The organism is Arachnia propionica, from assembly GCF_003932785.1.
Taxonomy (GTDB): Bacteria; Actinomycetota; Actinomycetes; order Propionibacteriales; family Propionibacteriaceae; genus Arachnia; species Arachnia propionica_B.
On record NZ_RQYT01000004.1, the window covers coordinates 1 to 23316 of the forward strand.

Annotated in this window: 16 protein-coding genes and 1 pseudogene; 11 read left to right on the forward strand and 6 right to left on the reverse strand. The window is 62.1% G+C overall.

Features of this window, described 5'->3' with window-relative positions:
• Window positions 1-759: 759 nt before the first annotated feature.
• Genes EII35_RS02900 through EII35_RS02915 form a run of 4 tightly spaced genes read right to left on the reverse strand, consistent with a single transcriptional unit; the run spans window position 760 to window position 2803 of the window.
• The gene (locus EII35_RS02900; protein WP_125226970.1) at window positions 760-1350 is read right to left on the reverse strand and encodes an LURP-one-related/scramblase family protein; all 591 of its coding nucleotides are present in this window, start codon (window positions 1348-1350) and stop codon (window positions 760-762) included.
• A gap of 52 nt (window positions 1351-1402) precedes the next feature.
• Window positions 1403-1918, reverse strand: a complete 516-nt coding sequence (locus tag EII35_RS02905) for an LURP-one-related/scramblase family protein (RefSeq protein WP_125226971.1) — start codon at window positions 1916-1918, stop codon at window positions 1403-1405.
• An 11-nt stretch (window positions 1919-1929) separates the two neighbouring features.
• The gene (locus EII35_RS02910; protein ID WP_185744129.1) at window positions 1930-2493 is read right to left on the reverse strand and encodes a LytR C-terminal domain-containing protein; all 564 of its coding nucleotides are present in this window, start codon (window positions 2491-2493) and stop codon (window positions 1930-1932) included.
• A 16-nt stretch (window positions 2494-2509) separates the two neighbouring features.
• Complete coding sequence (locus EII35_RS02915) at window positions 2510-2803, reverse strand: type II toxin-antitoxin system VapB family antitoxin (protein ID WP_125226973.1); 294 nt, start codon at window positions 2801-2803, stop codon at window positions 2510-2512.
• 690 nt (window positions 2804-3493) lie between these two features.
• Here EII35_RS02915 and EII35_RS02920 point away from each other — a divergent pair.
• From EII35_RS02920 to EII35_RS02970, 11 genes are all read left to right on the forward strand, one after another.
• Complete coding sequence (locus tag EII35_RS02920) at window positions 3494-5074, forward strand: helicase HerA-like domain-containing protein (RefSeq protein ID WP_125226974.1); 1581 nt, start codon at window positions 3494-3496, stop codon at window positions 5072-5074.
• Between the two features lie 35 nt (window positions 5075-5109).
• Entirely contained in the window at window positions 5110-5685 is a 576-nt protein-coding gene (gene dcd, locus EII35_RS02925) for a dCTP deaminase (protein ID WP_125226975.1), read from the forward strand.
• A gap of 491 nt (window positions 5686-6176) precedes the next feature.
• Window positions 6177-8462, forward strand: coding sequence for a TOMM precursor leader peptide-binding protein (locus EII35_RS02930; RefSeq protein WP_125226976.1), 2286 nt, complete (start codon window positions 6177-6179; stop codon window positions 8460-8462).
• Window positions 8463-8472: 10 nt separating this feature from the next.
• Entirely contained in the window at window positions 8473-9810 is a 1338-nt protein-coding gene (locus EII35_RS02935) for a SagB family peptide dehydrogenase (RefSeq protein WP_125226977.1), read from the forward strand.
• A gap of 2 nt (window positions 9811-9812) precedes the next feature.
• Window positions 9813-10580 (forward strand): HlyD family efflux transporter periplasmic adaptor subunit, encoded by a 768-nt coding sequence (locus EII35_RS02940; RefSeq protein WP_125226978.1) that lies wholly within the window; start codon window positions 9813-9815, stop codon window positions 10578-10580.
• Between the two features lie 5 nt (window positions 10581-10585).
• Window positions 10586-12754: an ATP-binding cassette domain-containing protein gene (locus EII35_RS02945; RefSeq protein WP_125226979.1), complete on the forward strand. Its 2169-nt coding sequence runs from the start codon at window positions 10586-10588 to the stop codon at window positions 12752-12754.
• Between the two features lie 65 nt (window positions 12755-12819).
• Window positions 12820-15690: an ATP-binding cassette domain-containing protein gene (locus EII35_RS02950; protein WP_185744130.1), complete on the forward strand. Its 2871-nt coding sequence runs from the start codon at window positions 12820-12822 to the stop codon at window positions 15688-15690.
• Window positions 15691-16261: 571 nt separating this feature from the next.
• Window positions 16262-16642 carry a hypothetical protein gene (locus EII35_RS02955; RefSeq protein WP_125226981.1) on the forward strand — a complete coding sequence of 127 codons (381 nt, stop codon included), beginning with the start codon at window positions 16262-16264 and terminating at the stop codon, window positions 16640-16642.
• A gap of 153 nt (window positions 16643-16795) precedes the next feature.
• Entirely contained in the window at window positions 16796-17176 is a 381-nt protein-coding gene (locus tag EII35_RS02960; RefSeq protein ID WP_125226982.1) for a hypothetical protein, read from the forward strand.
• Window positions 17177-17310: 134 nt separating this feature from the next.
• The gene (locus EII35_RS02965) at window positions 17311-18222 is read left to right on the forward strand and encodes an ABC transporter ATP-binding protein (protein ID WP_125226983.1); all 912 of its coding nucleotides are present in this window, start codon (window positions 17311-17313) and stop codon (window positions 18220-18222) included.
• A 5-nt stretch (window positions 18223-18227) separates the two neighbouring features.
• Window positions 18228-19076 carry an ABC transporter permease gene (locus tag EII35_RS02970; protein WP_125227103.1) on the forward strand — a complete coding sequence of 283 codons (849 nt, stop codon included), beginning with the start codon at window positions 18228-18230 and terminating at the stop codon, window positions 19074-19076.
• 91 nt (window positions 19077-19167) lie between these two features.
• On the opposite strand, the pseudogene EII35_RS02975 reads toward EII35_RS02970, so the two are convergent.
• A pseudogene (locus EII35_RS02975) lies at window positions 19168-20433 on the reverse strand (IS3 family transposase).
• Between the two features lie 159 nt (window positions 20434-20592).
• Window positions 20593-21363 (reverse strand): response regulator transcription factor, encoded by a 771-nt coding sequence (locus EII35_RS15765; RefSeq protein WP_185744131.1) that lies wholly within the window; start codon window positions 21361-21363, stop codon window positions 20593-20595.
• Window positions 21364-23316: the final 1953 nt, after the last annotated feature.

Sequence of the window (23316 nt, forward strand, 5' to 3'; positions counted from 1 at the left end):
GCACGATCCAGTGCGCTCTTCGTCGTCCGCCTTGCCAAGGGGCCACCGTGCCGATCCTCGTCACGATCCCCCTATCCGCGCACCCTCTAAGCCGTCCGGGGCGACATCCTGCGTCGTGCAGACCCCACGGCAGATCCCGCGAGGGGCGGTGCGCCGGCCGCAACCGTGGACGGCGATTCATGTTGGCCGAAGGATGGGTGGTCACGAATCGCCGCTTTACTTCGGTGAGATCGCGATGTCTACGCTGCCATAGCAGCAGGACGGCGATTCCTGACCGCGGTGGTTGCGCCCGTCTCTTCTCGGTGTCGCCCACCCGTGCCCGGGAGGTCCTTCCGGGCAACAGTCAAGCGCCTGTCCAGAGCCACTCTGGCCGCTTTCCTGAACAAGCCCCCAGGGGTTGACAGGAGTCTCCGGGAGTGCTGACCTTCAGAAATGAAGGGTTCAGCATACTTGGGTTCCATCAGCGCCGCGCTGGGCATGATCGTACTTCTGATCGATGCGATTCTGGCGGGCGGCTCTTTCGTGAACGTGGGATTCGGTTTGATTCTTTGTGGGTTGGTGGCCGTCCAGTCAAGGCGAGAATGAACTCGCCTGATTCGAGGCGCATGGGGTCCAAGTGGTGAAGGCGGTGTGCGCCGTCCTTCCCACCACTGGTCGAGTCGGGGCCGGAGCTTGCGGAGGACCCGTGTCGAGACCTCCGTAGGATTCCCGCTCAATTCGAGGCCCAGCACCGTGTGCCAGGGGTCGTGAACAACACCTTCAGTTGGATGATGAACTGCTGGCGGCTGCGTTGTCCTCCTTGTCACGGATGAGATCCACGGCGATGATGGCCGCGAGGATCGCCAGCCTCGGGCCGGGAGCCAGTCCGGGGGTGAGGTTGATCTGGTACCTGTCCTGACCCAGGAAGGCCTCCGACAGGGTGCGGCGTTTGCGGTCAGCCCGTGCCATCAGGTTCCCGGCGGTGTCCGAGATCTCGAAGTCCCGGTCCCAGAAACTCCCCGTGACCTCGAGCGGGGTGCCATCCCCGAGCGCGAGCGAGATCCTCTTCCTGAACATCGAGAACTCCTTGCGCAGGTGCGCCAGGGGTTGGCCGTCGGGAAGGGTGATGCTGAAGGTGTCCCTGCCCCAGTTGAACGGATCGTGCAGGTGGGCCAGGACCTGCTGCGACGCGTCGACAAGCACGAAGTTCCGGTTTCCGAGGAAGAACCGGCCCGCCCCCGTGTCGGTCCCCACCACCCGACCGATCTCACGTCCCTGGCCGTCCAGGACGGAGAAGTCGTTGCGCCACAGCTGTCGTTGCTGCTGCAGGTGGACGACGTCGTGGCTGAGGAGTTCGGGGACGACACTCATGGGTCGATGATGTCACACGACGGGGTCGCCCGAGGGCCGGGAACTCGTCGGCTCAGGGAAGGTTGCGGGCCAGGAACCGGGCGCCCTCCGCGCGGATCAGGTCGAGCACGATGACAGTGCCCAGGATCGCCAGACGCTGCTCGTGAGGTGTCGTCGCCGCGAAACCGATCCGATGGGCCTCCGGGTCCAGATGATGCCGACCGGGGCATCGACGTCGTGCGATGAAGGCGAGCAACTCCCCGGAGGGATCGAGGACCTCGAACTCCGAGCCCAACGATCGCGCGATCACGTCGAGCACCGCGCCGTCGCCCATCGTCAGGGTGGTGTCGGCGAACTCCTGGTGGAGGGTGGCCAGCAGGTCGTCATTGGGCAGTGCCATCTCGAAGGTGTGACCCCAGTCGAGGTGACGGGTGAGCTGGAACAGCGTGCGGGCGGCGGGGTCGACGACGCTCAGGTCACGGTTCGCGGCGGCGTCGGGCAGGACCTGACCGACGAGGGTCTCGTCGTCGTCCAGGACGTCGAAACGGTTCTGCAGCAGGCGCTGCAGCCATACGACGTCCGGCATCATGACGCGTCGGTTCAGCTCTGCGTGGGCTGCGGGGCCGTCTCCGAGGGGGCGTCCACCGGGGGAGGCACATCCGTCGGCGACGGTGACGGGGCCAGGCAGATCGTGCCCGAGGTCACCGGGACCTCGTTCAGCGGGGCCTCCGCCAGTCCCGGGTAGTCGGAGCCGACCAGGATGTCCACCGTGCCGTCGACCCGGGCGTCGTTCTCCACCTGGGGTGAGTTGAAACGGCTGGCGACGAGCGTCGCGGCGTCGACGTTGTTGCTACCACTGCGAATGATGATGCCGGCGATCCGCTCCTCGGTGTTCGACACCCTGATGACCTGGAACCCGGCGGCCTGCATGCTCTCGCCCACCCGCGTCGCCAATCCGACGGTCTGGCCGCCGTTGATGACGCGCACCGACACCTGCGACGGCACCAGCACGTCCGTGGTGTGCGTGACGCAGGGCGTGGGCTCCGGCTCCGGGAAGGGGGCGGTGAGGTTGCGCCAACCCCAGAACGCGCCCCACACGAGCAGCGCCAGGAGGCCGAGGAGCAGGATGGGGGTGGCGATCAGCCGAAAGGTACGCAACGTCATCTCACTCCGGTCAGGCTCATTCCACTTCGAGCACGCGGGCATGCATGGTCTGGCGCTGCTGCAGCGCAGCGCGCAGGGCACGGTGGAGGCCATCCTCCAGGTACAGTTCGCCGCGCCACAGCACGACGTGGGCGAAGAGGTCACCGTAGAAGGTGGAGTCCTCCTCCAGCAGCGCATCCAGGTCCAGGGTGCGCTTGGTGGTCACCAGTTCGTCGAGTCGCACCTGGACCGGTGCGATGCCGGCCCACTGTCTCTGGACGTACCCGTGGTCCGGGTAGGGGCGGGAGTCGCCGACGCGCTTGAAGATCACCCCACAAGTCTAGGCCCTGTTCCGAAAGTCATGCCAAGCCTGAGCGGGTGATCTGACGTCTCGGCATCCTGCGCCGTAGGTCCGGTACGGCAGGTGCATGTCGACTGTCGACTCTTCTCCTCCGGGGCGTCGTCGCTGGGGGCAAAGCCGCCGGCCCGCCCCCGACGCCGTCGGGGCCCGTCGCTCCGCCCGCGGCGTCTCGTGTCAAGCAGTGTCGCGGTCACGAATCGCCGTTCTGCTTCGTCTGGAACGTTTCAAACGACGGCTCACGGAAGCAAAGCGGCGGTTCGTGACCACCCCATCGTTCAGTCACCCCGTCCTGCCGGCCTCCCGTTCCCTCCCGTCGACCTCACCAGTGCGCTGATTCGCCTGCCTTGGATCGGAAACGCCTGCCTTCTTTCACTTCGCCTGCCGAACAAGACAGGCGAGCCGCCGATAAGGCAGGCGAGCCGCACCCAGGACAGGCGAACCGGGGACAAGACAGGCGAAACTGAACCGTGCTGGCTGGCCAAACGGTTCAGATCGGTCACCGGGAGGGCGCCGTCGGGGCGTCGTGCCGTCCGAAGGACGGACATCCGTGGGTCGTGCCCCGCGCCGGAACGCGCGGAATGTTCAGAGGGTGTGCGGGTGGAGCGTCGTCCTGGTCGTGCCCCTCCCCGGAAGGTGAGGAAAGATGGCAGTCTTGTATCCGTGACTGAAGAACTAGTGGCAACCATCCAGAGCGGGTACGGGTTCGACGCCGAGGCCGTGCAGTTGGGGGTGCTCCTCGACGGGGAGCCGCGCGTCGACGCCCCGATCCGCATCCCCCTGTCGATGTTCAACCGCCACGGGCTGGTCGCCGGGGCGACGGGCACCGGCAAGACCAAGACCCTCCAGCTCATGACCGAGGCGCTCAGCAAGGCCGGGGTCCCGGTCTTCGCCGCGGACATCAAGGGCGACCTGTCCGGCCTCGCCTCGCCCGGCGTGGAGAGCGAGAAGCTGCGGGCCCGCGTCGAGGCCCAGGGACAGGACTGGCAGGCCCAGGCGAGACCCTGCGAGTTCCTCGCCCTCGGCGGCCAGGGGCTCGGGGTGCCGGTGCGGGCGACGATCAGCTCCTTCGGCCCCATCCTGCTGTCCAAGGTGCTGGGCCTCAACGAGGTGCAGGAGTCGTCGCTCGGGCTCGTGTTCTACTACGCCGACAAGAACGGCCTGCCGCTGCTCGACCTCAAGGACCTCGTCGCCCTGCTGAAGTTCCTCACCTCCGACGACGGCAAGGACGAGCTCAAGGAGATCGGCGGGGTCTCCGCCGCCACCGCCGGGGTCATCCTGCGCAACCTCGTCACCCTGTCCGAGCAGGGCGGGGATGTCTTCTTCGGCGAGCCGGAGTTCGAGCCCAGCGAGCTGCTGCGCACCACCGCCGACGGGCAGGGCGTCGTGACGCTGCTGGAGCTGCCCGACCTCGCGTCGCGCCCGGCCATGTTCTCCACCTTCCTCATGTGGCTGTTGGCCGATCTGTACTCGACGCTGCCCGAGGTGGGCGACATCGACCGGCCGAAGCTCGTCTTCTTCTTCGACGAGGCCCACCTGCTGTTCAAGGACGCCTCGAAGGCGTTCCTCAGCTCCATCACCCAGACGGTGCGGCTCATCCGCTCGAAGGGCGTCGGGGTGTTCTTCGTCACCCAGACCCCGAAGGACGTCCCCGAGGACGTGCTCGCGCAGCTCGGGTCGCGGGTGCAGCACCAGCTGCGCGCCCACACCCCCAACGACGCGAAGGCCCTCAAGCAGACGGTCTCGACCTACCCGAAGTCGGCCTACGACCTCGAGGAGGTGCTGCAGAGCCTCGGTATCGGCGAGGCGATCGTCACGGTCATGAACCCCAAGGGCGCCCCGACCCCCGTCGCGTGGACCCGGCTGTGGGCGCCGGAGACCCTCATGGACCCGTCGCCGACGGAGCTGCTGCAGTCGACGGTCAACGCGTCGCCGCTCATGGCGCGCTACGGCGCCGCCGTCGATCGGGACTCGGCCTACGAGATGCTCGCCCGGAAACTGGAGGAGGGGGCCAAGGCCGCCGAGGAGGAACGACTCCGGGCCGAGGCCGACGCGGCCGCCGCGAAGCAGGAGAAGGCCGCGACCACCCGGTCCCGCTCGACATCCACCGGCTCCTCCGTCGCCCGCGAGGCGGGCAAGGTCGTCGGGCAGGCGGCGAGCCGTGGCCTCATGCAGATGGTCCGCACCGCGACCCGCGAGATCATCCGCGGTCTCTTCGGGACCGGGCGACGTCGGCGGCGCTGAACGACGCCGATGAGCGGGCCGGGTAGGCTCAGGCCATGCTGTTGAGCGACCGTGACATCCTGGCCGAGGTGAGCTCCGGGGGGATCGCCCTCGATCCGTGGGAGCCCGCGATGATCCAGCCGTCGAGCGTGGACGTGCGCCTCGACAAGTACTTCCGGGTGTTCGAGAACCACCGCTACCCGCACATCGACCCGGCCGAGGAGCAGTCGGAGCTGACCCGGGTCATCGAGGTCAGCGACGGCGAGGCCTTCGTGCTGCACCCCGGCGAGTTCGTCCTCGGCTCCACCTGGGAGCAGGTCAGCCTCGGCCCGAGCATCGCGGCCAGGCTGGAGGGCAAGTCGTCGCTGGGGCGGCTCGGGCTGCTGACGCACTCGACGGCGGGCTTCATCGACCCGGGCTTCACGGGTCACGTGACGCTCGAGCTGTCGAACATGGCGACGCTGCCCGTGAAGCTGTGGCCGGGGATGAAGATCGGCCAGCTGTGCTTCTTCCAGCTCTCCTCGCCGGCCGAGCATCCGTACGGCTCGAGGGAGTACGGCTCCCGCTACCAGGGCCAGCGCGGCCCCACCCCGTCGCGTTCCTACCTCAACTTCCACCGCACGACGGTGTGAGGGGGCTGACGCCCACAGGTTGATGTGGGTGGTCCAGGGAACTCCTCACTCTGGGGAGCTCGGTGGGTCGGGTCACCATCCTGCCCATGGAGTTCCGGACGCTGGAACAACGCTCCTCAGACGTCAGGTGTGAATGCGCAACACGCCTTGGCTGCGTAGGCATACGTATGTCGGTTCCCTTGGTGCGTACTTTCATCTCCCCCTATGGTGTCGTGCCTCCTCCTCCGGTACAAAGGTTCTTGTCAACTGCGAATCTTGTTGAGGTACGTGGGAACGAGGAGAGGACATGGGAGTCCGATACAGGATGTTCGCGGCCATCTTTCTTTGGGTGCTCGCGATCATTTGCTTGGTGCTTGCTGTCGTCAATTTCCTGCAACGACCCGTTGAGACCGTTGCTGGCGTTGGGATGCTAGGAGTTGGCGTCATCAGCCTGGTCGGCGGGTTGTATCTCAGTCGTCCAGCACGGCCTCGGAGTCGATTGAGGTGAATTGATGAACCCAGTACGTTTCAAGAGTGGGCTGAATGTCGATGTGCTGAATGGGTCGCAGGTGTTCATGCTCTCGGACAGCGACCAAGTTCTGATGGAGAACAGTGCCGTGGCCCAAGTGGTGCGAGCAGTTGATGGCAGCCGGGACATGGCTGACATCGTTGCGGCCGTTGCGCTCCAAGTGGGACCTGGGGTTGCCTTTGCGGCCGTGAACTCGATGCTCGAGAAGGGGTATCTGCGGACGGACTCATTGAAGGGAGGATCCTTTGGTGCCTATCTGGAGAACCGGGGAGTTGATCCTTCACGGACCATCGAGGCCCTGACAGCGTGTCGTGTCGCGTTGTTGCCCCTGATCCTGGAGCGCCCTCGGGACGAGGTGCATCAGGTCTTGGGAGATATCGCTCTCGGGCTCCAGGATCAAGGGGTGACAGTGGAGTTCTTGGCGGATGATGCTGAGGTCTCCTCGGTTGATGCGGAGACCTTCATCGTGGTCGTTGCCGAGGACTACATCCATCCCAGCCTGGATCAACTCAACAGAAAGCTGCTGAAGCGAGGGACTGCATGGTTGCTCGTAAAGCCGTGGGGTCAGTCGGCATGGTTGGGGCCCGCCGTCACTCCGCACAAGTCGGCCTGCTGGGCCTGCATGGAGGACCGGCTCGTGGCGAATCGCCAGGCGGAACGTTACTTGGCGGAGCATCTCGGTCGTCTCCCGTCCGTGCCCACATCAGGGATGATGCCGGGCGCAGGTCGGGTTTCCAGTCAAGCGATCCTCGCGCATTTGATCGCAATGGTCAATGGCGAGCTGTCTCCCTTCGCGAACATGCTGCGAAGCATGGATTTCATGACCATGGCTGTCACCGATCACACGGTGGTGCAGCAACCTCTCTGCCTTGTTTGTGGCACCATGGCCCAAAGGCCCACGGCTGAGGTTGTGCTGAATCCCACCACAAGCTTGGAGGGGACGGATGGTGGTTACCGGGTCTGCACACCTGAGGAGACCGTTGAGCGACTTTCGAAGCATGTCAGTCCGATCACGGGTGCTGTCTCAAAGATCGAAAGCTTGGGTGTCGACACCGACGGAGTGACCTACTCCTTCGCTGCTGGACACAACTACGCCACGATCAATGACAGCATGCGTCTCTTGGCCCAGAATCTGCGGGGGCAATCCGGCGGTAAGGGTCGGACACGGCAGCAGGCCCGTGCCAGCGCGGTCTGTGAGGCCATTGAGCGCTTCTCCGGCGTCTGGGAGCCCCGAGTTCCTGCTGTGCGTTCCACGTGGCGGGATCTCAGCCAACGCGCGATTCATCCGCGCGACGTGCTTCTCTTCAGTGAAGCCCAATATGACTCCCGTTCCTCGATGACGAGGTTTGAGAACAAGTTCCATCGCATTCCGCTGCGATTTGATGAGGCAAGGCCGTTCGATTTCACTCCCGGTCGGTCTTTGACTACCGGGGAGGAGGTTCTGGTGCCCGCGGGTCTCGCATGGTACGGGACCCCTGATCTTTCGGAGTATCCGTACGTCTACACAGACTCCAATGGAGAAGCTGCGGGTAACACCTTGGAGGAAGCCATCCTCCAGGGGCTGTGCGAGGTCTGTGAGCGAGATGCGGTCGGGATCTGGTGGTTCAACCGTGTCCAGCGGCCGGGAGTCGACCTCGACTCATTCAACGATCCCTACATTGACATTCTGCGCGAGTTCTATGCCAAGAAACAACGGAACCTCTGGGTCGTGAGTCTGCAGAACGATCTCGAGATGCCGGTCTTCGCAGCCATGTCTCGACGGGACCATGACGTTCAAGACATCATGATCGGCTTCGGGGCGCATCCCGATCCTGCGCTGGCCCTGTTCCGGGCCCTCACCGAGTTGAACCAGTTCCTGCCTTTCGTCGTCCTGCGGGACAAGGATGACAATACGATTTACCGCACTGATGACGAGGCGACGCTCGAATGGTGCAAGAATGTCACGACGGAGTCCGAGAAGTGGTTGCTTCCGCACGAGGAACTCCCGCCAGTTCGCTTGTCTGATCTTCCTGTTGTCGGCACGCGCCAGATTGACGAGTTGGTGCAGCGTCAGGTCGACACCTTGGAACGCGTGGGTGTGGAGACGATCGTCGTCAACCAGACTCGTCCTGAGATCGAGCTGTCGGTCGCCAAGGTCTTCACTCCGGGGCTGAGGCACTTCTGGAGGAGGTCTGCCCCAGGGCGGCTTTATGACGTCCCGGTGAAGCTGGGTTGGCTCGATCGCGCCCTGAGGGAAGACGAACTCAATCCGCGTAGCGTTTTCTTCTGAGGGGTCTGTGATGCAAAAGTTGCAGGTGGTCGAAGGCGTGTCCTTGCGTCGTGACGGCGACGATCTTGTCATCATCGGAGGCGGCGATGAACAGCGCCTGCGGTTGGGGCAGGAAGCGGCTCATCGTCTTGCGCGATTCAATGGTCAGCCGGTCGGTCTGGATGAGCTGAGTCTCGGGTTGCTGACGGTTGCGAACGGAATGCAGATATTGGCGACCCTGACCTCAACCATCCGGAGCCTTGTCGAGGCGGGCTATGTGACCCCGGTCATGGAACTGGACGGTCAGATCATTGCCAAACTCTGCAAGAAGGGGTACCTGCCTTGGCAAGAGGGTTCTGCGCCTGAAGGGGCGGTTGTGTCACCCTTGGTCATGGCCACGCACGATCATGGCTGGGTGGTGCTCGACAGCGGTCTGGGATGTGGACTGGTGAGGATGCTTCCAGCTTTCGCGGGACCAGTCCTGGCCGGGGAGGAGCTCGGTCCTGGTGAGCGCCTTGCCCCGTTGCGTGAACTGCTCTGGAAAGCTGGGCTGCTGGTTCTGCCCGAAGCGGCAACAAGCATGGAGCAGACCATGTGGAATCCTGCAGAACTGCTGATGATGCAGCGTTCGAATGATTCAGCTGCCAATGTTGCTTATGGGGCCACGTACCGGTATGTCGATACACGATCGCCCCTGCCGCTCGTGGAGCCGGTGGATGCGGAAACGGTCGTTGAACTGCCCGTTCCTGCGCCCGAGCGTTGGGCTCAAGAGGATGAACCTTTCGGAGTCGTGACGGAGAGACGGCGTTCCGTATCATCCTTCAGCACCGAGAAGGCGCCAACGTTGAGGCAGCTGGCCGGTGTTCTGCACCGAGCAGCTCGCTTCCAGCAACGCTTCGTCGACGACAAGGGGACCGAGGTGGCTCGGCGCCCCGCGGCTGCGGGAGGGGCGCTGCACGAACTCGACCTCTACCTTGCGGTGGATCGACTGGATGGTCTGGACGCAGGGCTGTGGCGCTTCAATCCGGCTGAGAATGTCTTGGAGCGCGTCAACTGTCAGAAGGATCCCGCGGCGCTGGTGAAAGCAGCGACTGCATCCGTGTGGAGTAAGGCCACGCCACCAGTGACGGTGATTCTTGTCGCGCGGTTCGGTCGAGTGATGTGGAAGTACGAGGGTGTGGGCGGCGCTCTGGTCCTCAAGAACGCTGGAGTCATGCTCCATGCCTTGCAGCTTGCCGCAGTAGCCGAAGGACTGGGTGCTTGTGCACTCGGCGGCAACTCCGCGCGAGTATTCGAAGAGGTCACTGGTCTTGGACTCCCGTCCCATGGACCTGTGGGGCAGCTCGTCCTCGGTGTGGAACAGGGGTAGTCATGGCCATGATCTACCGATTCAAGGCTTTGGCCAAACGGCGTGATCCGGATCAGTTGGATGTCCCGCTTGCGCTGGCGACGCCAGGGGGCTGGATCGTGACGTTCGTCATTGGGTTCTGTCTGATCTCCTTGGTCGGTTGGGGATTCCTTGGGCGCGTCGACCAGCATGTCACCGCCTCTGGAGTCCTGCAGTTCCCAGGAGGTCTCGTGACGGTGCACTCCGATGTTGAAGGCGTGGTGACCGAGCTGAAGCCGCTCGGTTCCTCGCTGGGTGAGGGGGAGGACATCGCCCAGCTTCAGCGGCGAGGTTCCGTTGGTCACACGAGAGTTTCGGGAGTCACAGGCGGACGAGTTGTTCAGCACTTGGTCAAGGTCGGGGATGTCGTCTCGATTGGAACTCCGATCGCGGTCGTGGAACCTGGCTCCGGAGAGAAGGCGCTCCTGGAGGCTGTCGTCCAGGTTCCAGCCAAGCAGATCTCAGCCATCCAGGTCGGACAGGACGTGAAACTGACGGTCTCCGGGATCGTTGCGGCCAAGTACGGGTTGCTGCGAGGCAGGATCAAATCAGTGGCGCCGTTCCCGACGGGAACGGATGGGGTCCAGGTGGGGCCGACCATGGTTGTTGTGAGTCTTGAGCCTGCGGATACGCCGACAGGGTATGAATGGACCTCTCTCGTGGGGCCTGAACAGCAACTGGAGTCGCAGACCCCCGTCATCGCTGAGATTGATGTTGGCACCGTGGCGCCGTTGGCGCTGTTGGGGGGGTGAAATTCATGCAGGCCTTGAAACGTCGACCGGTTCGGACGCCCTCCCTGATTCAAATGGAGGCCGTGGAGTGCGGTGCCGCCAGTCTTGGAATCCTGCTGCGCAACTACGGCCGCATCGAGCCTCTCGAGAGGCTTCGCATAGCCTGCAACGTCACGCGAGACGGAGCCAATGCTGCTGCCATTCTCACAGCCGCTGAGTCCTATGGGCTCGTAGGTGCGGGGAAAGTGATGGATATCGATGACCTCAGTGCCATTCGACATCCAGTGATCATCCACTGGGCTTTTCAGCACTTCATGGTTCTCGAAGGATTCCAGCAGACTCGCCATGGAGTGGTCGTGCATGTGAACGATCCCGCCAACGGGCATCGAGCCATGTCGTTCGACGAATTCGATGGAGGCTTCACCGGTGTCGTACTCGACTTGGTTCCGGGAACGGACTTTGTCAAGGGTGGTAAGGACATCTCCATCGTCGCGGCGGTGAAGAAGAGGCTTCGGGGTTCCGGGAGCGCCTTGGCGCTGACTTTGTTTGCCACCACGTTGGTTGCCGCGCCAGGCGTGCTGGGGCCGATCATCCAACGGTGGTTCGTGAACTCGCTCGGTCAAGAGGGGCTGGATTCTTCGATCCCGGTGATGCTTCTTCTTCTCTGTGCCGGTATCACGGCCATACTCATTGCTATTCAGCGGGAGCATCTTCGCCGGGTGGAAATCTTCTTGGGCCTGAAGAGTGCGACACACTTCGTGCGCGAGTTGATGCGACGTCCCGTTGCATTCTTTCAGCAGCGTTATGCTGCTGATCTATCGCGAAGGATTGACGCGAATTTCCGAGTGAGTACGTCGTTGACCAACAACGTCGTCGTCACGCTGGCGAGTGTGACGCTCATTTTGGTCTACGGCATTGTCCTGCTCGCGATGGATCCGCTCTTGGCGCTGCTCGTCATGCTTGTGTCCGCCCTCAACATGATTGTGCTGCGCAAGGTGCTCCGCGAGCAACGGGACGCCGCGAGCTCAATGCAGGCACGGGATGCGGGTCTCGCCAACTCAACGATGCAGACCTTGAGCACCATCGCTTCCGTCAAGGGCAACGGAACCGAACAGCTTGCTTTCGCCAAATGGAGCGGACATTGTGCCAAGGCCGTGTCTGAGGGACAGCGTCTCGGGCGCGGACAATCCTTGATCACGGTGCTGCCTGGCATGCTGGCAGGGGTCAATACGGTGCTCGTGCTCGTTGTCGGAGGCCTTCGAGTGGCGAGTGGAATGTCTGGAGCTGGTCTCATCGTGGCCTTCCAGGCACTGCTTGCTTCCTTCACGCAGCCGCTCGTCATGCTGGTGAATCAAGCAAGCCAGTTGCAGATAACCCAGGCTGACCTGGCTCGCCTCGAGGACGTGCTGAACTATGAAGGGGAGCCCGATGATGGCGCGGAGACGGTGGAAGTTCTCAGCGGGCGGATGGAGTTCGAAAAGGTCTGCTTCTCGTTCGATGGAGAAACGAGTTTCATCTCCGATTTGAGTTTCGTTGTGGAGCCGGGGATGAGTGTTGCTCTGGTCGGAGCATCTGGCTCTGGGAAGTCCACGGTGGGGCGCTTGGCGGCAGGTCTTCTCCAGCCCACGTCCGGTCGAATTCTGCTGGATGGCCGTCCGCGAGGTGAGCATTCCAAGCATTCAGTGTGTTCCGCTGTGTCCTACGTCGATCAAAGTGTGACTCTCTTCGAGGGAACCGTGAAGGACAACGTTACCCTTTGGGATGACACGGTCTCGGAACGTTCGGTGCTTCGTGCCCTTGAAGATGCGGAGGTGTTGGCTGCTGTTACTCAGAGGGCCGGTGGAGTCAATGCCTTCGTGGCGACGGGTGGCCGGAACTTCTCAGGGGGACAGCGGCAGAGGCTCGAACTCGCTCGGGCGTTGACCAACGAGCCCTCCCTGTTGATCCTTGACGAGGCGACCAGTGCCACTGACACGGTGACCGAGCGGGGTATCATCACCAACCTGCGACGTCGTGGATGTGCCATGCTTGTGATTGCGCACCGTCTGTCCACAGTTCGTGACGCGGACCTCATTCTGGTTTTCGAGCAGGGGCAACTCGTCGAGCAAGGGACGCATGAATCCTTGGTCGACAGCGGTGGGACCTATTCCAAGTTGCAGTACGAAATGTCGACGGAGACGAGGGCTGCCTCATGATCATCAAACATGGAAGTGACGTGACGGCATCTGAGGTGCACTCGTGCCCCCGGCGAGCTGAATCAATGAGAGTGGACTGGGCCACGACCGGTCCGTTCTACTCCCTCGATCATCCCACGCAGGGAGTGGAGGTCATTGATGGAGATGCCGACGTCTTCGCGATCGCCCAGCAGGGGTGGTACCCACTCGGAACGCTTCCTGCCGGGGCTTTCATCCTCGGATGCCAGCCGGTTGAGGGCTGGCGGGTCGCAGTGCGGAGGGCTGCGGGCGTGGAACTCCGCCCCTTCGACATCGAGCAGGAACGTCATTGTCGGATGCCCGATGCGGAGGGTTCAGCTTCCCTGGTTGCAGGGCTCGAGAGCACGCTTTCGATGTTGAATCTCGATGCAATGACACATCGGTCGTTGCCACCTCGAGATTTTGATGTACTTGTCCCGGGTGTGCTCACCATGCGTCGAATGGATGTTCTCCGCCCCATCGATTCCTGGGTGTGGATGGAGGCCTCGGAGCTCATGGAGGTGCATTCACCGACAATCAGCGAGGCAGATGCTGCTGAGCCCCTGCGGCGGTCATGGGTCGGCTTGGGCAAGAACGACTGGGTGCAGGCGAAGAAGTCAGTGACACTCCAAGTGGTGACCACCGATGAGCTGTTGCGGAGCCAAATGTTGAGCCCGGCATGGGCTGACCACTTTGCGGGGCTCCTTCGAGCCTGCCAGGAAGCCGTACGCAAACACGAGGACGAACAGCGCCGGCACATCCAGGGGAGTGCAAGTGCAGAAGCCGAGTTGATCCGAGGTGTGACCCGTGCGAACCATCGCCTTGCCAGCGGTGATGGGAGTGAGCATGAGCTCGGTGATGTGTTGGGGCCTTGGGGGACTGCGATGGCCCGAGCCCTCGAGGCCGATGGACACCGAATCGTGCCGGCTCAGGACATCATTCCAGCTCTCAGGGCGGCACGATCCTTCGACGACGTAGCCATGGTGGGTTGGCTGCGAGTTCGCCCCCTCAAGCTTTCAGACGGCTGGTGGCGTGAAGCGCATGCCACTTCCTTCGTGACTCGTTACGGTCCAGACAAGCTTCCGTGCAGCATCACCTTCAGGGGGCCCCACCCTTGGATTCAACTGTGGCGTGATGAGGAGAGCCGCCCACTTGAGCAGGACGACCTGACGGCATTGGATGCGGATGCGAGGATTGTGGAAGCTCCCCTCGCGCCGGGGATCTCGACGCTGAAAGGGCTACTCAGGTTTGGTCTCATCGGCTCCGCCAAGGACATCTGGATGCTCCTCTTCTCGGCAGTGGTGGTCATGTTGTTGAGTGTCGTGACCCCTGTGGTGTCAGGACAGGTCATCGGTCGGCTGGTGGAGAGGGGCGGCGGACTCATCATCGTGCAGGTGGGGGCCGTACTGCTCGTTCTCGCCGTCCTCACGGCGGCGCTGCAGACCGTGCAGAACCACTTGGCGTTACGCATCAAGGGGCGCATGACACAGTCTGTGGGTGCAGGAGTCTGGGGAAAGATACTCTCCCTCCCGTTGTCCTTCTTTGAGAGTCGATCACCGGGCGCGCTCGGCACGATCATCATGAACATCCGTATGGCGCAGGAGACGGTCTCGGGGGCGGTTGTCACCTCAGCCCTCGGCCTCACGGTCGCAGTGGCGGACCTGATCGTCATTCTGTCCGTCGCACCGCAGGTCGGGATGGGCGTGAGTCTGTTGCTTGTTGTCATCACCGTGCTCCTCATCCGGCTCTTTTTGAGGGACGTTGCAGCGCAGAGTGCTTATCTCGCCGTCCAGCAGGACGTGAGTGGACTGACACTTGCTGTTCTGTCTGCCATGCCCAAGATCCGGGCCGCTGGAGTTGAACAGCGCGTGCTTGCACGCTGGGGACGAGTGCAAAGGGAAGCGCTCCGTCATCAGATCGTGAGCCGGAGGGTGGAGGCCCGGGTGATGGTTCTCACCTCCGTGCTGATGCCGATCGTGATCGCTGTCGTGGTGACTGCTGGCATCGCAGGGGGTGGAGAAAACACCAGCCTCATTACAGCTGTGGTAGCCAGTCAACTCCTCATCACCAACTACATCCAGTTCGTCTCCGTATTCCAGATCCTGGCGCCGGTGGCTCCGATGTTCGGGTTCCTGCGCCCAATCCTGGAGGCGGAGCCGGAGTGCGGAGAAGGAAGGGCGCAACCCGGAGAGCTTTCGGGAGATATTCGCCTGCACGAAGTGAGTTTCCGGTATGGTTCTGACGGGCCATTGGTTCTTGACAGAGTCTCTCTCAGTATCAGGCGTGGCGAGTTCGTGGCGTTCGTGGGGCCTTCAGGGTCAGGGAAGTCCACCTTGCTGAGGATGATGATAGGTTTTGATCGTCCGGACAGCGGGTCGGTGATCTACGATGGACAGGATCTTTCTGAACTCGACGTCGCCGCGGTTCGACGGCAGTGTGGGATCGTCCTTCAGAACAATGGGACCGTATCGGGGACCATCAGGGACAATATTTGTGGCTCCGGAGCCTATACAGATGCCGAGATCTGGGAAGCTGCTGAGATGGCTGGCGTGGGGGAGGACATCCGTGCCATGCCCATGAAGCTCAGTACTCATGTCGCGAGTGACATGTCAGGGCTCTCGGGAGGCCAGCGTCAGCGCCTCATGATCGCCAGGGCACTCATATCCAGACCGCGGATCGTCATTTTTGACGAGGCGACCAGCGCCTTGGACAACCCTACTCAAGCTAAAGTTACTGAAAGTGTTCGGAGGCTCAACGCCACCCGGATCGTGGTTGCGCATCGGTTGTCCACGGTACGGGAAGCGGATCGTATCATCGTCATTGAGCAAGGTCGTATCGTGGAGTCCGGGACTTACGACGAACTCTTGGCTCAGGGTGGCAGTTTCGCGCGTATGGCGGATGCGCAGCGGGCTGAGTCGGAAGCTCATGAGTATGCGTAGCGCCAAGGCTACGCATGCGTGCTGGGGTCAAAACTGTTGCCAACGCCGGCCTGCTCGTCAATAATTGTAGATGTAAGGTCAGAGGTTCAAAGATCGGGCCAAGGAGGACGGCGATGTCCAGGTTTGAGGCAGAGCGGCAAAATTTCATCCGAGCGTACACTCGACTGTTGGTTTCAAGCTGGTCTGACAGCTCCTACATGGAGCGCCTCATGAACTCGCCTCGAGAGGTCTTGGCCCAAGAGGGACTTGAAGTGTCGGAATCGGTGCAGATCGATATTCAGCGTACTTCTGCGCCTGTCCTTTCAGAGGACTCCTCTGACGCGGCTCTCAACACGCAGGTTGACCTGTGGCTTGAGGCGGAAGAGGTTGGCACTTTGGTGCTTTACATCCCGGATGCCCCCGTGATTTCAGCGGAGTCCCTGGGGGCCGACGAACTGGCAGGTGTATCCGGCGGAGGAGCGGTTCTGTGCTGCTGCTGCCCCTGTAGCTGCTGTGTTTGATGCGGAGCTGATGGCTCAAGGATGAGTTGTCAGTGCAAGAGTGTTCTGCAATCCAGAGAGAAGGAGGAGAAATGTCCGAGGACAGAGGTTTTCAGGAATTCACGGAAGCCTATGCCAAGCTGTTGGTCTCCGTGTGGACCGATGAGAAGGTGCGTGAACGCCTGAAGTCGGATCCGCATAGCGTGGCTGGAGATGCCGGCCTGGTGATTCCTGCGGATGTCAGGATCAGGGTTGTTGAGGCGGCTAGCGAATCCGTCGAGGACCCGCAGGAGGCGCTGAAGGCCTACTACGGTGATTTCCAAAAGGGTCTGGCTGCAAAGGGTGTAACCCTCGCAGTCCCGCCTGCGCCAGAGTTGGGGACCCAAGAGCTGACGCCTGAAGAGCTCTCGGCGGCCGCAGGAGGCGTCTCCATCTGCTGTGCTCCATGCTGCTGCTGCTGGAAAGAGCGCTGACGCGCGCTGCCGTTCTTCTTTCCGTACGATGGGGTGGGTCCGACGATGGGTCGCTTGCACCGTACAGGAACATCTCGTGAACGTGGCGTGTCCAGTTCGATTGCTGTAAATGTGTCGTTTTAGTAAAACAACCTATTGTCAAGGAGGAAAGAAATGTCGGAGAACAAGGGATTCCAGGAATTCATGCAGGCCTACACCAAGCTGCTCGTGGCAGTGTGGACGGACCAGTCAGTGGCGGATCGCCTGAAGTCGAACCCTCACGGCGTTGCGGCAGACGCTGGATTGGTCATCCCTTCGGATGTCAAGATCGCTGTCGTCGAAGGGGTTGGCGAGCCCGCCTCGGATCCCCAGGCTGCGATGGAGGCGTACTACAACGACTTCCAGAAGGGGTTGGCGGACAAGGCCGTGACACTTGCGGTTCCGCCCGCGCCCCAGCTCGATGCCCAGAACCTGAACGCTGACGATCTGGTGGACGTTGCCGGCGGCCTCTCCTGCTGCTGCTGCTGCCCTCCGTGCTGCTGCTGCTGGGGGTGAGCCGGTTTCGATGCGGTAGTGTTGGGGCTACCCAGGGATGTCTCTCCACAGCGTGAGTGGAGGAGCCTGAGTAGGCGGGCGGAGTGAAGCCGCTCCGCCCGCCTGCAGCAATCGTCGAAGGAAGGGAGCACGGTATGTCGCACGCCATCATTGCCAATGGGTTGCGAAAGACGTATGGAAGATTTATTGCGGTTGATGATCTTGATCTCCAGGTGAACACTGGGGAGGTTTTTGCTTTTCTTGGGCCGAATGGTGCTGGAAAGACGACAACCCTTGACATCCTGACCGGCCACCAACGTCGTACCAGCGGAACGGTTGAAGTGCTGGGACGGGACCCCCAACGTGACGAGCGTGAATGGCGAGTCAAGGTGGGGGTGGTCCCCCAGGGAACAGCAGACTATTCGGACATCACGGTCACCGAGGTCATCGACCACTTCGCCACCTTCTATCCTGACCCCATCCCCACGGGACAGCTCATTGACATGGTGGGGCTCGGGGCCAAGGCGAAGGTGATGACCAACAAGCTGTCAGGCGGTCAACGCAGACGCTTGGACGTGGCTGTCGGGGTGGTTGGTCGACCTCGGTTGTTGTTCTTGGACGAGCCCACCACGGGCCTCGATCCGGAGGCGCGTAGGGAAGCATGGACCTTGGTGAGGTCCCTGACGAGTCAGGGTATGACCACGGTCTTGACCACTCACTACTTGGACGAGGCCCAACAGCTTGCCCAACGGGCGGGAATCATTGTCCGCGGCAAGATGCTGCACGTGGGTTCTCTCGAGGAGCTGGCCAAGGTCAGTGGCCGTCACTACCAGGTTTGCTTCGACATGGAGCCTCTGGTCGACGTCCCGTTCGCCCTAGCCGAGAAACTGCAGTTCAAGCCCGGATCCACTGCTTATGCAACGGATGAACCGACCGCCCTGTTGCGGCTGCTGCTCAGGGCGGCGGAGGACCGGGGGATGCGTGAGATCCCGGGGCTCCAGGTAATGCGTCCAAGCTTGGAACAGGTCTACATCGACATGGTCGAGCGATCGAAGGAGGAGTCGTGACAGAGATGACTCAGGTTCATGTAGGTGCTCAGCAGGATGTTGCTCAGCGGAAGCCTATTCCCGGGCTGTTTGCCGCCTCCATGGCGCGCTCAAGCGTTGAGCTGAAAAGTTTCTTCCGGGGATGGCAGTCAATGGTCTTCACCATGGCTCTCCCGGTCCTTACCATGGTGGTGTTCAGCGCTGTTTTCACCTCCAAGGTGCCTGGTACGGATGTTGATTACCGGCTGTTGTTCATAGCAGGTATCATTGCCACAGGCGTTATGAGCACGAGTTTTCAATCGCTCGCCATCAGCGTGGCCCTGGACCGCGAGGAAGGAGTGATCCGTAGGATGGCGTCCTCGCCGATGCCTCGGGCCGCCTACTTCGTCGGTATCATGGTGAAGGCGATCGTGACCACCATTGTGGAGGTCATCATCCTCATGGTGCTCGGTGTTCTGCTGTACGACCTGCCCATCCCCTCAGACACCGAGCGGTGGGTGACTCTTGGATGGGTCGTCCTGCTCGGCGTTGCCTCTTGTTCCTTGGCCGGCATCGCTTACACCGCGTTGATTCCCAACGCACGTTCTGCTGCCGCCATCGCCACACCCCCCTTCATGATCCTCCAGTTCATCTCCGGGGTGTTCTTCCCATTGCTGATGATCCCGGCGGTTTTGCGGTACATCGCTTACGCCTTCCCGCTGTTGTGGATGGCTAAAGGGCTTCGGTACGTTTTCCTGCCAGATTCCCTTTCTTCCGCCGAACCTGGCGGCGTGTGGGACCTTGGTTTGGTTGCCACTGTTCTGGTCCTGTGGACCGTTGGTGGCGCCATCTTGGCAGCACTGGTGTTCAGGTGGCGAGGACAGCGTGTGAAGTAAATTTGATGTCTGAACCGTCCTGGGTTTGGTTCCGATCCAGTTGAAGGAGAATTGGAACATTGGACCGTACTGGGTTTGGTGGAGGTTTTCCTTATTTGATTCCGACCAGCGGGTTGTGGTCGCCGTGTACAGCATAGAACGTGTTCTCGAACTCGACGGGCGGGACGTCGTCGAGGTAGCCGTGGAGGCGTTGGGTGTTGTGCCAGTGTACCCATCCGAGCGTGGCGAGTTCGAGGTCCTCGACCCTCTTCCATGGTCCGGATCGGGCGGGTCCGCGGACGAGTTCGGCCTTGTAGTATCCGTTCACTGTCTCGGCCAGAGCGTTGTCATACGAATCACCGACCGACCCGATCGAGGGTGTCGCACCGATCTCTGCCAGACGCTCCCCGTAGCGGATCGAGGTGAACTGGGATCCCGCGTCGCTGTGACACCTCAGATCATCGTGACGGGCGCCGCGGGACCTGCGGGCCATCTCAATCGCGTCGAGGACCATCTCGGTGCGCATGTGTGACGCGACCCGCCAGCCCACGATCATCCGGGAGAACGCATCGATGATGAAACACACGTAGGCGACACCCGCCCAGGTGGGCACGAAGGCCCACTCGGTTACCCAGAGCCGGTTCAAAGCGGTCGCGGTGAACTTGCGCTGTACCAGATCAGGGTGCCGCGCCGATGCGGGGTCCGGCCGTGTGGTCCTCACTCGCTTCGAACGCCGTGCGCCCTCGATACCGGCGGCACGCATCAATCGTGCCGTCTGATCACGGCCGATCATGATCCCTGCTCGGCGTGCTGCCTTCCAGAGCTTGCGGACCCCCAAGACGCGGTAGTTGGCCTCCCAGAGTTCGACCAACTGCGGGATGAGTGCCTCGTCGCGTCGGGCACGAGCAGACGGCTCGCGGGTCCTGGCGGCGTAGTAGCTGCTCGGAGCCACCTGCAACACTGTGCAGATGAGCTCGACTCCGAGTCGGCGGCCTTCAACCAGGTCGTCCTTGATTGGCGGTGATGAACGTGACTACTTCCGGTAGTGGCGGCCTGGCTCCGCTCCGAAGAAAGACGCCGCTCGTTTCAACACCTCGTTGGCCCGCCGCAACTCTCGGACCTCTTGCTCAAGTTCCTTCACGCGCTGCGCCTGCGTCGACGTCACGCCCGCAGTGACACCATCGTCGATGTCGGCCTGCTTCACCCACGCCCGCACGGACTCAACCCCGTAACCCAACTGCGTCGCGACACGCTTCACCGTCCCCTGCGTGACACCCAGCTCCGCTCGCAGCGCCCTGACCATCCGCACCGCGGCAGCCTTCTCCGCCTCAGAGTAGCGACGCGTCGTCGGCTTCCCATGCGACAGTTCCTTCGGCATAACTCCATCCTCGTTCCCAAGACCAGGAGCCTCCAAAAAACTCAGGACGGTTCAGTCTGCCAGGCGATGATGTGGCTGGGTTGGTCTGTCCTCCAACCCAGCCACATTGCTTTGTGGTGAGCTGAGTTGGGTCGGGTTTGGTCGTCCCGGGTGGGATCTCTATGACCCTGAGGCGACGAGCCCTTCGGACCGGAGAAAGTCGATGAGTTCCTCCCGGCTGGAGATGCTGAGGCGTCGATAGATGTTCCGCAAGTGGGTGTCGATGGTGCGCTTGCTGAGGAACAGAACGTCGGCGGCCTGAGCGTTGGTGCATCCAGCTGCGATCTGCTCGGCCACCCGCATCTCGCTCTTGCTGAGCTTGGGGCGGACCGTTCTGGCTCCTGAGGGTTGGGGGCCGGCTGCAAGGTCGTTGAGTGTTCTCCACGCCGCCTCAGCGTTGGAGATGTCGTTCTTGAGGCACTCCGCGATCGCCTCGTCGTTGCGGGAGAGGAAGATCTCCTTGAGCTGGTTCTGCCAGTCAAGAATCATGGGGTTCGTCAGGCAGGATGACGCCAAGGTTTTCCCCGTGCTGAAATGCCCGTCGATCGCCGCCTGTGTGCTGCCGTTCTGGTGCTCGACGATCGCAGCGCAATAGGTGGAGAATGCTCTCAACACCGCATGGGCCCGATCGTCCATGACGGGGCCGTCGACTCCGCCGGTGGCCTCTGCGTGGAGGAACTGGATGGCCAAGTGGCAGCAGCGGGAGACCGTTGCCACTCCGATCTGGTTGCTGAGTTCCTCAACCTGCTTGAGGAGTTCCGCCGCCAGTTGGGTGTCGCCATCCCGGTAGGCCACGAGAGCGTGGACGATGAGGACCCAGATGTGCTCTGAGCTGTGGGCACTGGCCAGCGCCCGTGCTCTCCAGCACCAGAGGACAGCTTGCTCGGCCATGTTGTTCAGACTGGTCGCGAGCCCGGCGAGGCAACATGCCATTACTGGCATCCCTCCCGAGGAGAGACTCTGTTCCGCTGTCACCAGTTCGCGGAGCTGCTTACAGGCTGAGCGATGCGTGAAAGCCCGAAGGCTGGCCAGCCCGGCGCGTATGACAGAGGAAGCCGTACAGTCATTCCGGGCAAGACGGACGATCCGTTGGAGCGCGTGGCGACGTCGATCTGGATCCGTGCAGGCGGTGGCGGGGGACGTCATGATCCAGATCAAGGCTGCGCTGATGATGCGAGGATCGTCCTCGGAGAGCTGTCTCAAGCCTGTCTCGGCGAGCCTTGCTGCGCGTCTCGGATACTCCAGTGCAACGAGAGGGGACAGAACGTCGAAGGCGCTGTCCGGGACGTCCTCTGAGGCGTTGAGCGCATCCAGCGCTGGACGAAGTGCTGCCATGTCGACATCGGCACAGAGAGCCGCCAGCTGCGCAGCCGCCTCCGGCCCTTCCTGGACCCGGAGAAGGGATGGAAGGGAGGGGAAGATCCTCTGACAACCATGAGGCGAAGCCGCCTCGATGACCTCCCGGATGACCTGCAGCACCTGTGGGGAATACTCGTTGCCGGAGCCCTGGGTCAACAACTCCAGGATCCCGAGATGGTGGCCATGAACCACGGTTTCGTCTGCCAGGAAGGGAAGGAGCGTTTCACGAGCCAAGTCGAAGCACTCGGAGCCGAGTTGTGTCCGGAGCCTGTCCCACAACGCCAAGCGCAAGTCCTGCGGGATGGTCTCGCTCGCGAGGGTGGCCGCCATCTGGCGAATCACCTGTGACCCGGGGGCCTTTCCCGCGGCCAGCTCGTCGGCGATGTTCGCCAGGGGAGTCGTCTCAGTAGCCGCCAGGCGAAGCATGAAGGCGGCTTGACCCTCCGGGTGGATGAACTGTGTCTGAACCACATGCGCCACGGCATCTGCGAGTGACTCAATCACCGAGGTCGAGGAGGGGTTCTCGGCGCCCCGAACATGACACAACGCGGTGAGGAAGAGATGTACCAGGATGGGATGACATGCGCAGACCGTTTCGATCAGGCCGCGATGTGCGGTCAAGGTTGCGCCGGTTTGTTCCTCAACGATGCGCCAGACTTCCTCCGGGGGCATGGTGCTCTGGATCAGCAGCTCGGGCCGGAGGTGACTGAGTCGAGCCACGAGGTGGAACTCGTCCTCAGCGTTCTCCGTCGCCACGACCACTTGCATTCCGTGGCTTACGAGATGTTCGATTTTCTCCAGCAGCTGGGGGTTTTCGTGGAACATGCCACGGTCGTCGACGCAGAGGCTCGTCACCCCCAATGGCAGGAGCTTGGGTGCCCAATCGTCCACGGTCATGGAGAGGTGGTCCACGATGGTCTCCTGCTCATGGATCACGGTCAGCACGCACTGCTCTGCGTGACCGATGACATGAGCATGGGGTTCCCGGGGGCGAGCGTTGCCCGGGATCATGTTTGGCCAGCCCGGAAGCTCTCGGGCCAACAGTGCGGGGGCGATGCTCAGCGACCCACGGTTGCCAGGAGGGACGTGGGCGTTCGTTGGTGGGTCTTGGGGAGGCGCGGCGTGGACAGGGGCATCCAGCCGCGTACGGGCTCTCCCGTCGCCCAACTCCTGGGTCACAGCACCATCACCACCTCTCGGAATGCTGTTGCGCCAAGGTGTTTCGTGCCCTGTGAGCAACGCTGATCCTTGTTGGTGTGATCCAAACTACACGGTTATGGGGTCTCTCGGGGAAATGGTCGAGTCGTACGTGGGTCCAGGGCCTCTGATAATGCAGCGAACGCTGCCCGCGCCTATGTCATCTGAAAGGATTATTCAAGAAAGTGCATTAGTTCTTGGGGTGCTCGAATACTGGGTTTGGCTAGGTGTTTCTTTGATGCATTTGGGTTCACGGGGTGCTTGCGCGGCTCTTGCCGATGTTGATTG

Bases quoted from the DNA above. Each gene is read 5' to 3' on its own strand.
- EII35_RS02945 (WP_125226979.1), top strand. From the start codon at position 10,586: ATGCAGGCCTTGAAACGTCGACCGGTTCGGACGCCCTCCCTGATTCAA.
- EII35_RS02960 (WP_125226982.1), top strand. From the start codon at position 16,796: ATGTCGGAGAACAAGGGATTCCAGGAATTCATGCAGGCCTACACCAAG.
- EII35_RS02935 (WP_125226977.1), top strand. From the start codon at position 8,473: ATGCAAAAGTTGCAGGTGGTCGAAGGCGTGTCCTTGCGTCGTGACGGC.
- EII35_RS02900 (WP_125226970.1), bottom strand. From the start codon at position 1,350: ATGAGTGTCGTCCCCGAACTCCTCAGCCACGACGTCGTCCACCTGCAG.
- EII35_RS02930 (WP_125226976.1), top strand. From the start codon at position 6,177: ATGAACCCAGTACGTTTCAAGAGTGGGCTGAATGTCGATGTGCTGAAT.
- EII35_RS02940 (WP_125226978.1), top strand. From the start codon at position 9,813: ATGGCCATGATCTACCGATTCAAGGCTTTGGCCAAACGGCGTGATCCG.
- EII35_RS02950 (WP_185744130.1), top strand. From the start codon at position 12,820: ATGAGAGTGGACTGGGCCACGACCGGTCCGTTCTACTCCCTCGATCAT.
- EII35_RS02955 (WP_125226981.1), top strand. From the start codon at position 16,262: ATGTCCGAGGACAGAGGTTTTCAGGAATTCACGGAAGCCTATGCCAAG.
- EII35_RS02910 (WP_185744129.1), bottom strand. From the start codon at position 2,493: ATGACGTTGCGTACCTTTCGGCTGATCGCCACCCCCATCCTGCTCCTC.
- EII35_RS15765 (WP_185744131.1), bottom strand. From the start codon at position 21,363: ATGGCCGAGCAAGCTGTCCTCTGGTGCTGGAGAGCACGGGCGCTGGCC.
- EII35_RS02965 (WP_125226983.1), top strand. From the start codon at position 17,311: ATGTCGCACGCCATCATTGCCAATGGGTTGCGAAAGACGTATGGAAGA.
- EII35_RS02905 (WP_125226971.1), bottom strand. From the start codon at position 1,918: ATGATGCCGGACGTCGTATGGCTGCAGCGCCTGCTGCAGAACCGTTTC.
- EII35_RS02970 (WP_125227103.1), top strand. From the start codon at position 18,228: ATGACTCAGGTTCATGTAGGTGCTCAGCAGGATGTTGCTCAGCGGAAG.
- dcd (WP_125226975.1), top strand. From the start codon at position 5,110: ATGCTGTTGAGCGACCGTGACATCCTGGCCGAGGTGAGCTCCGGGGGG.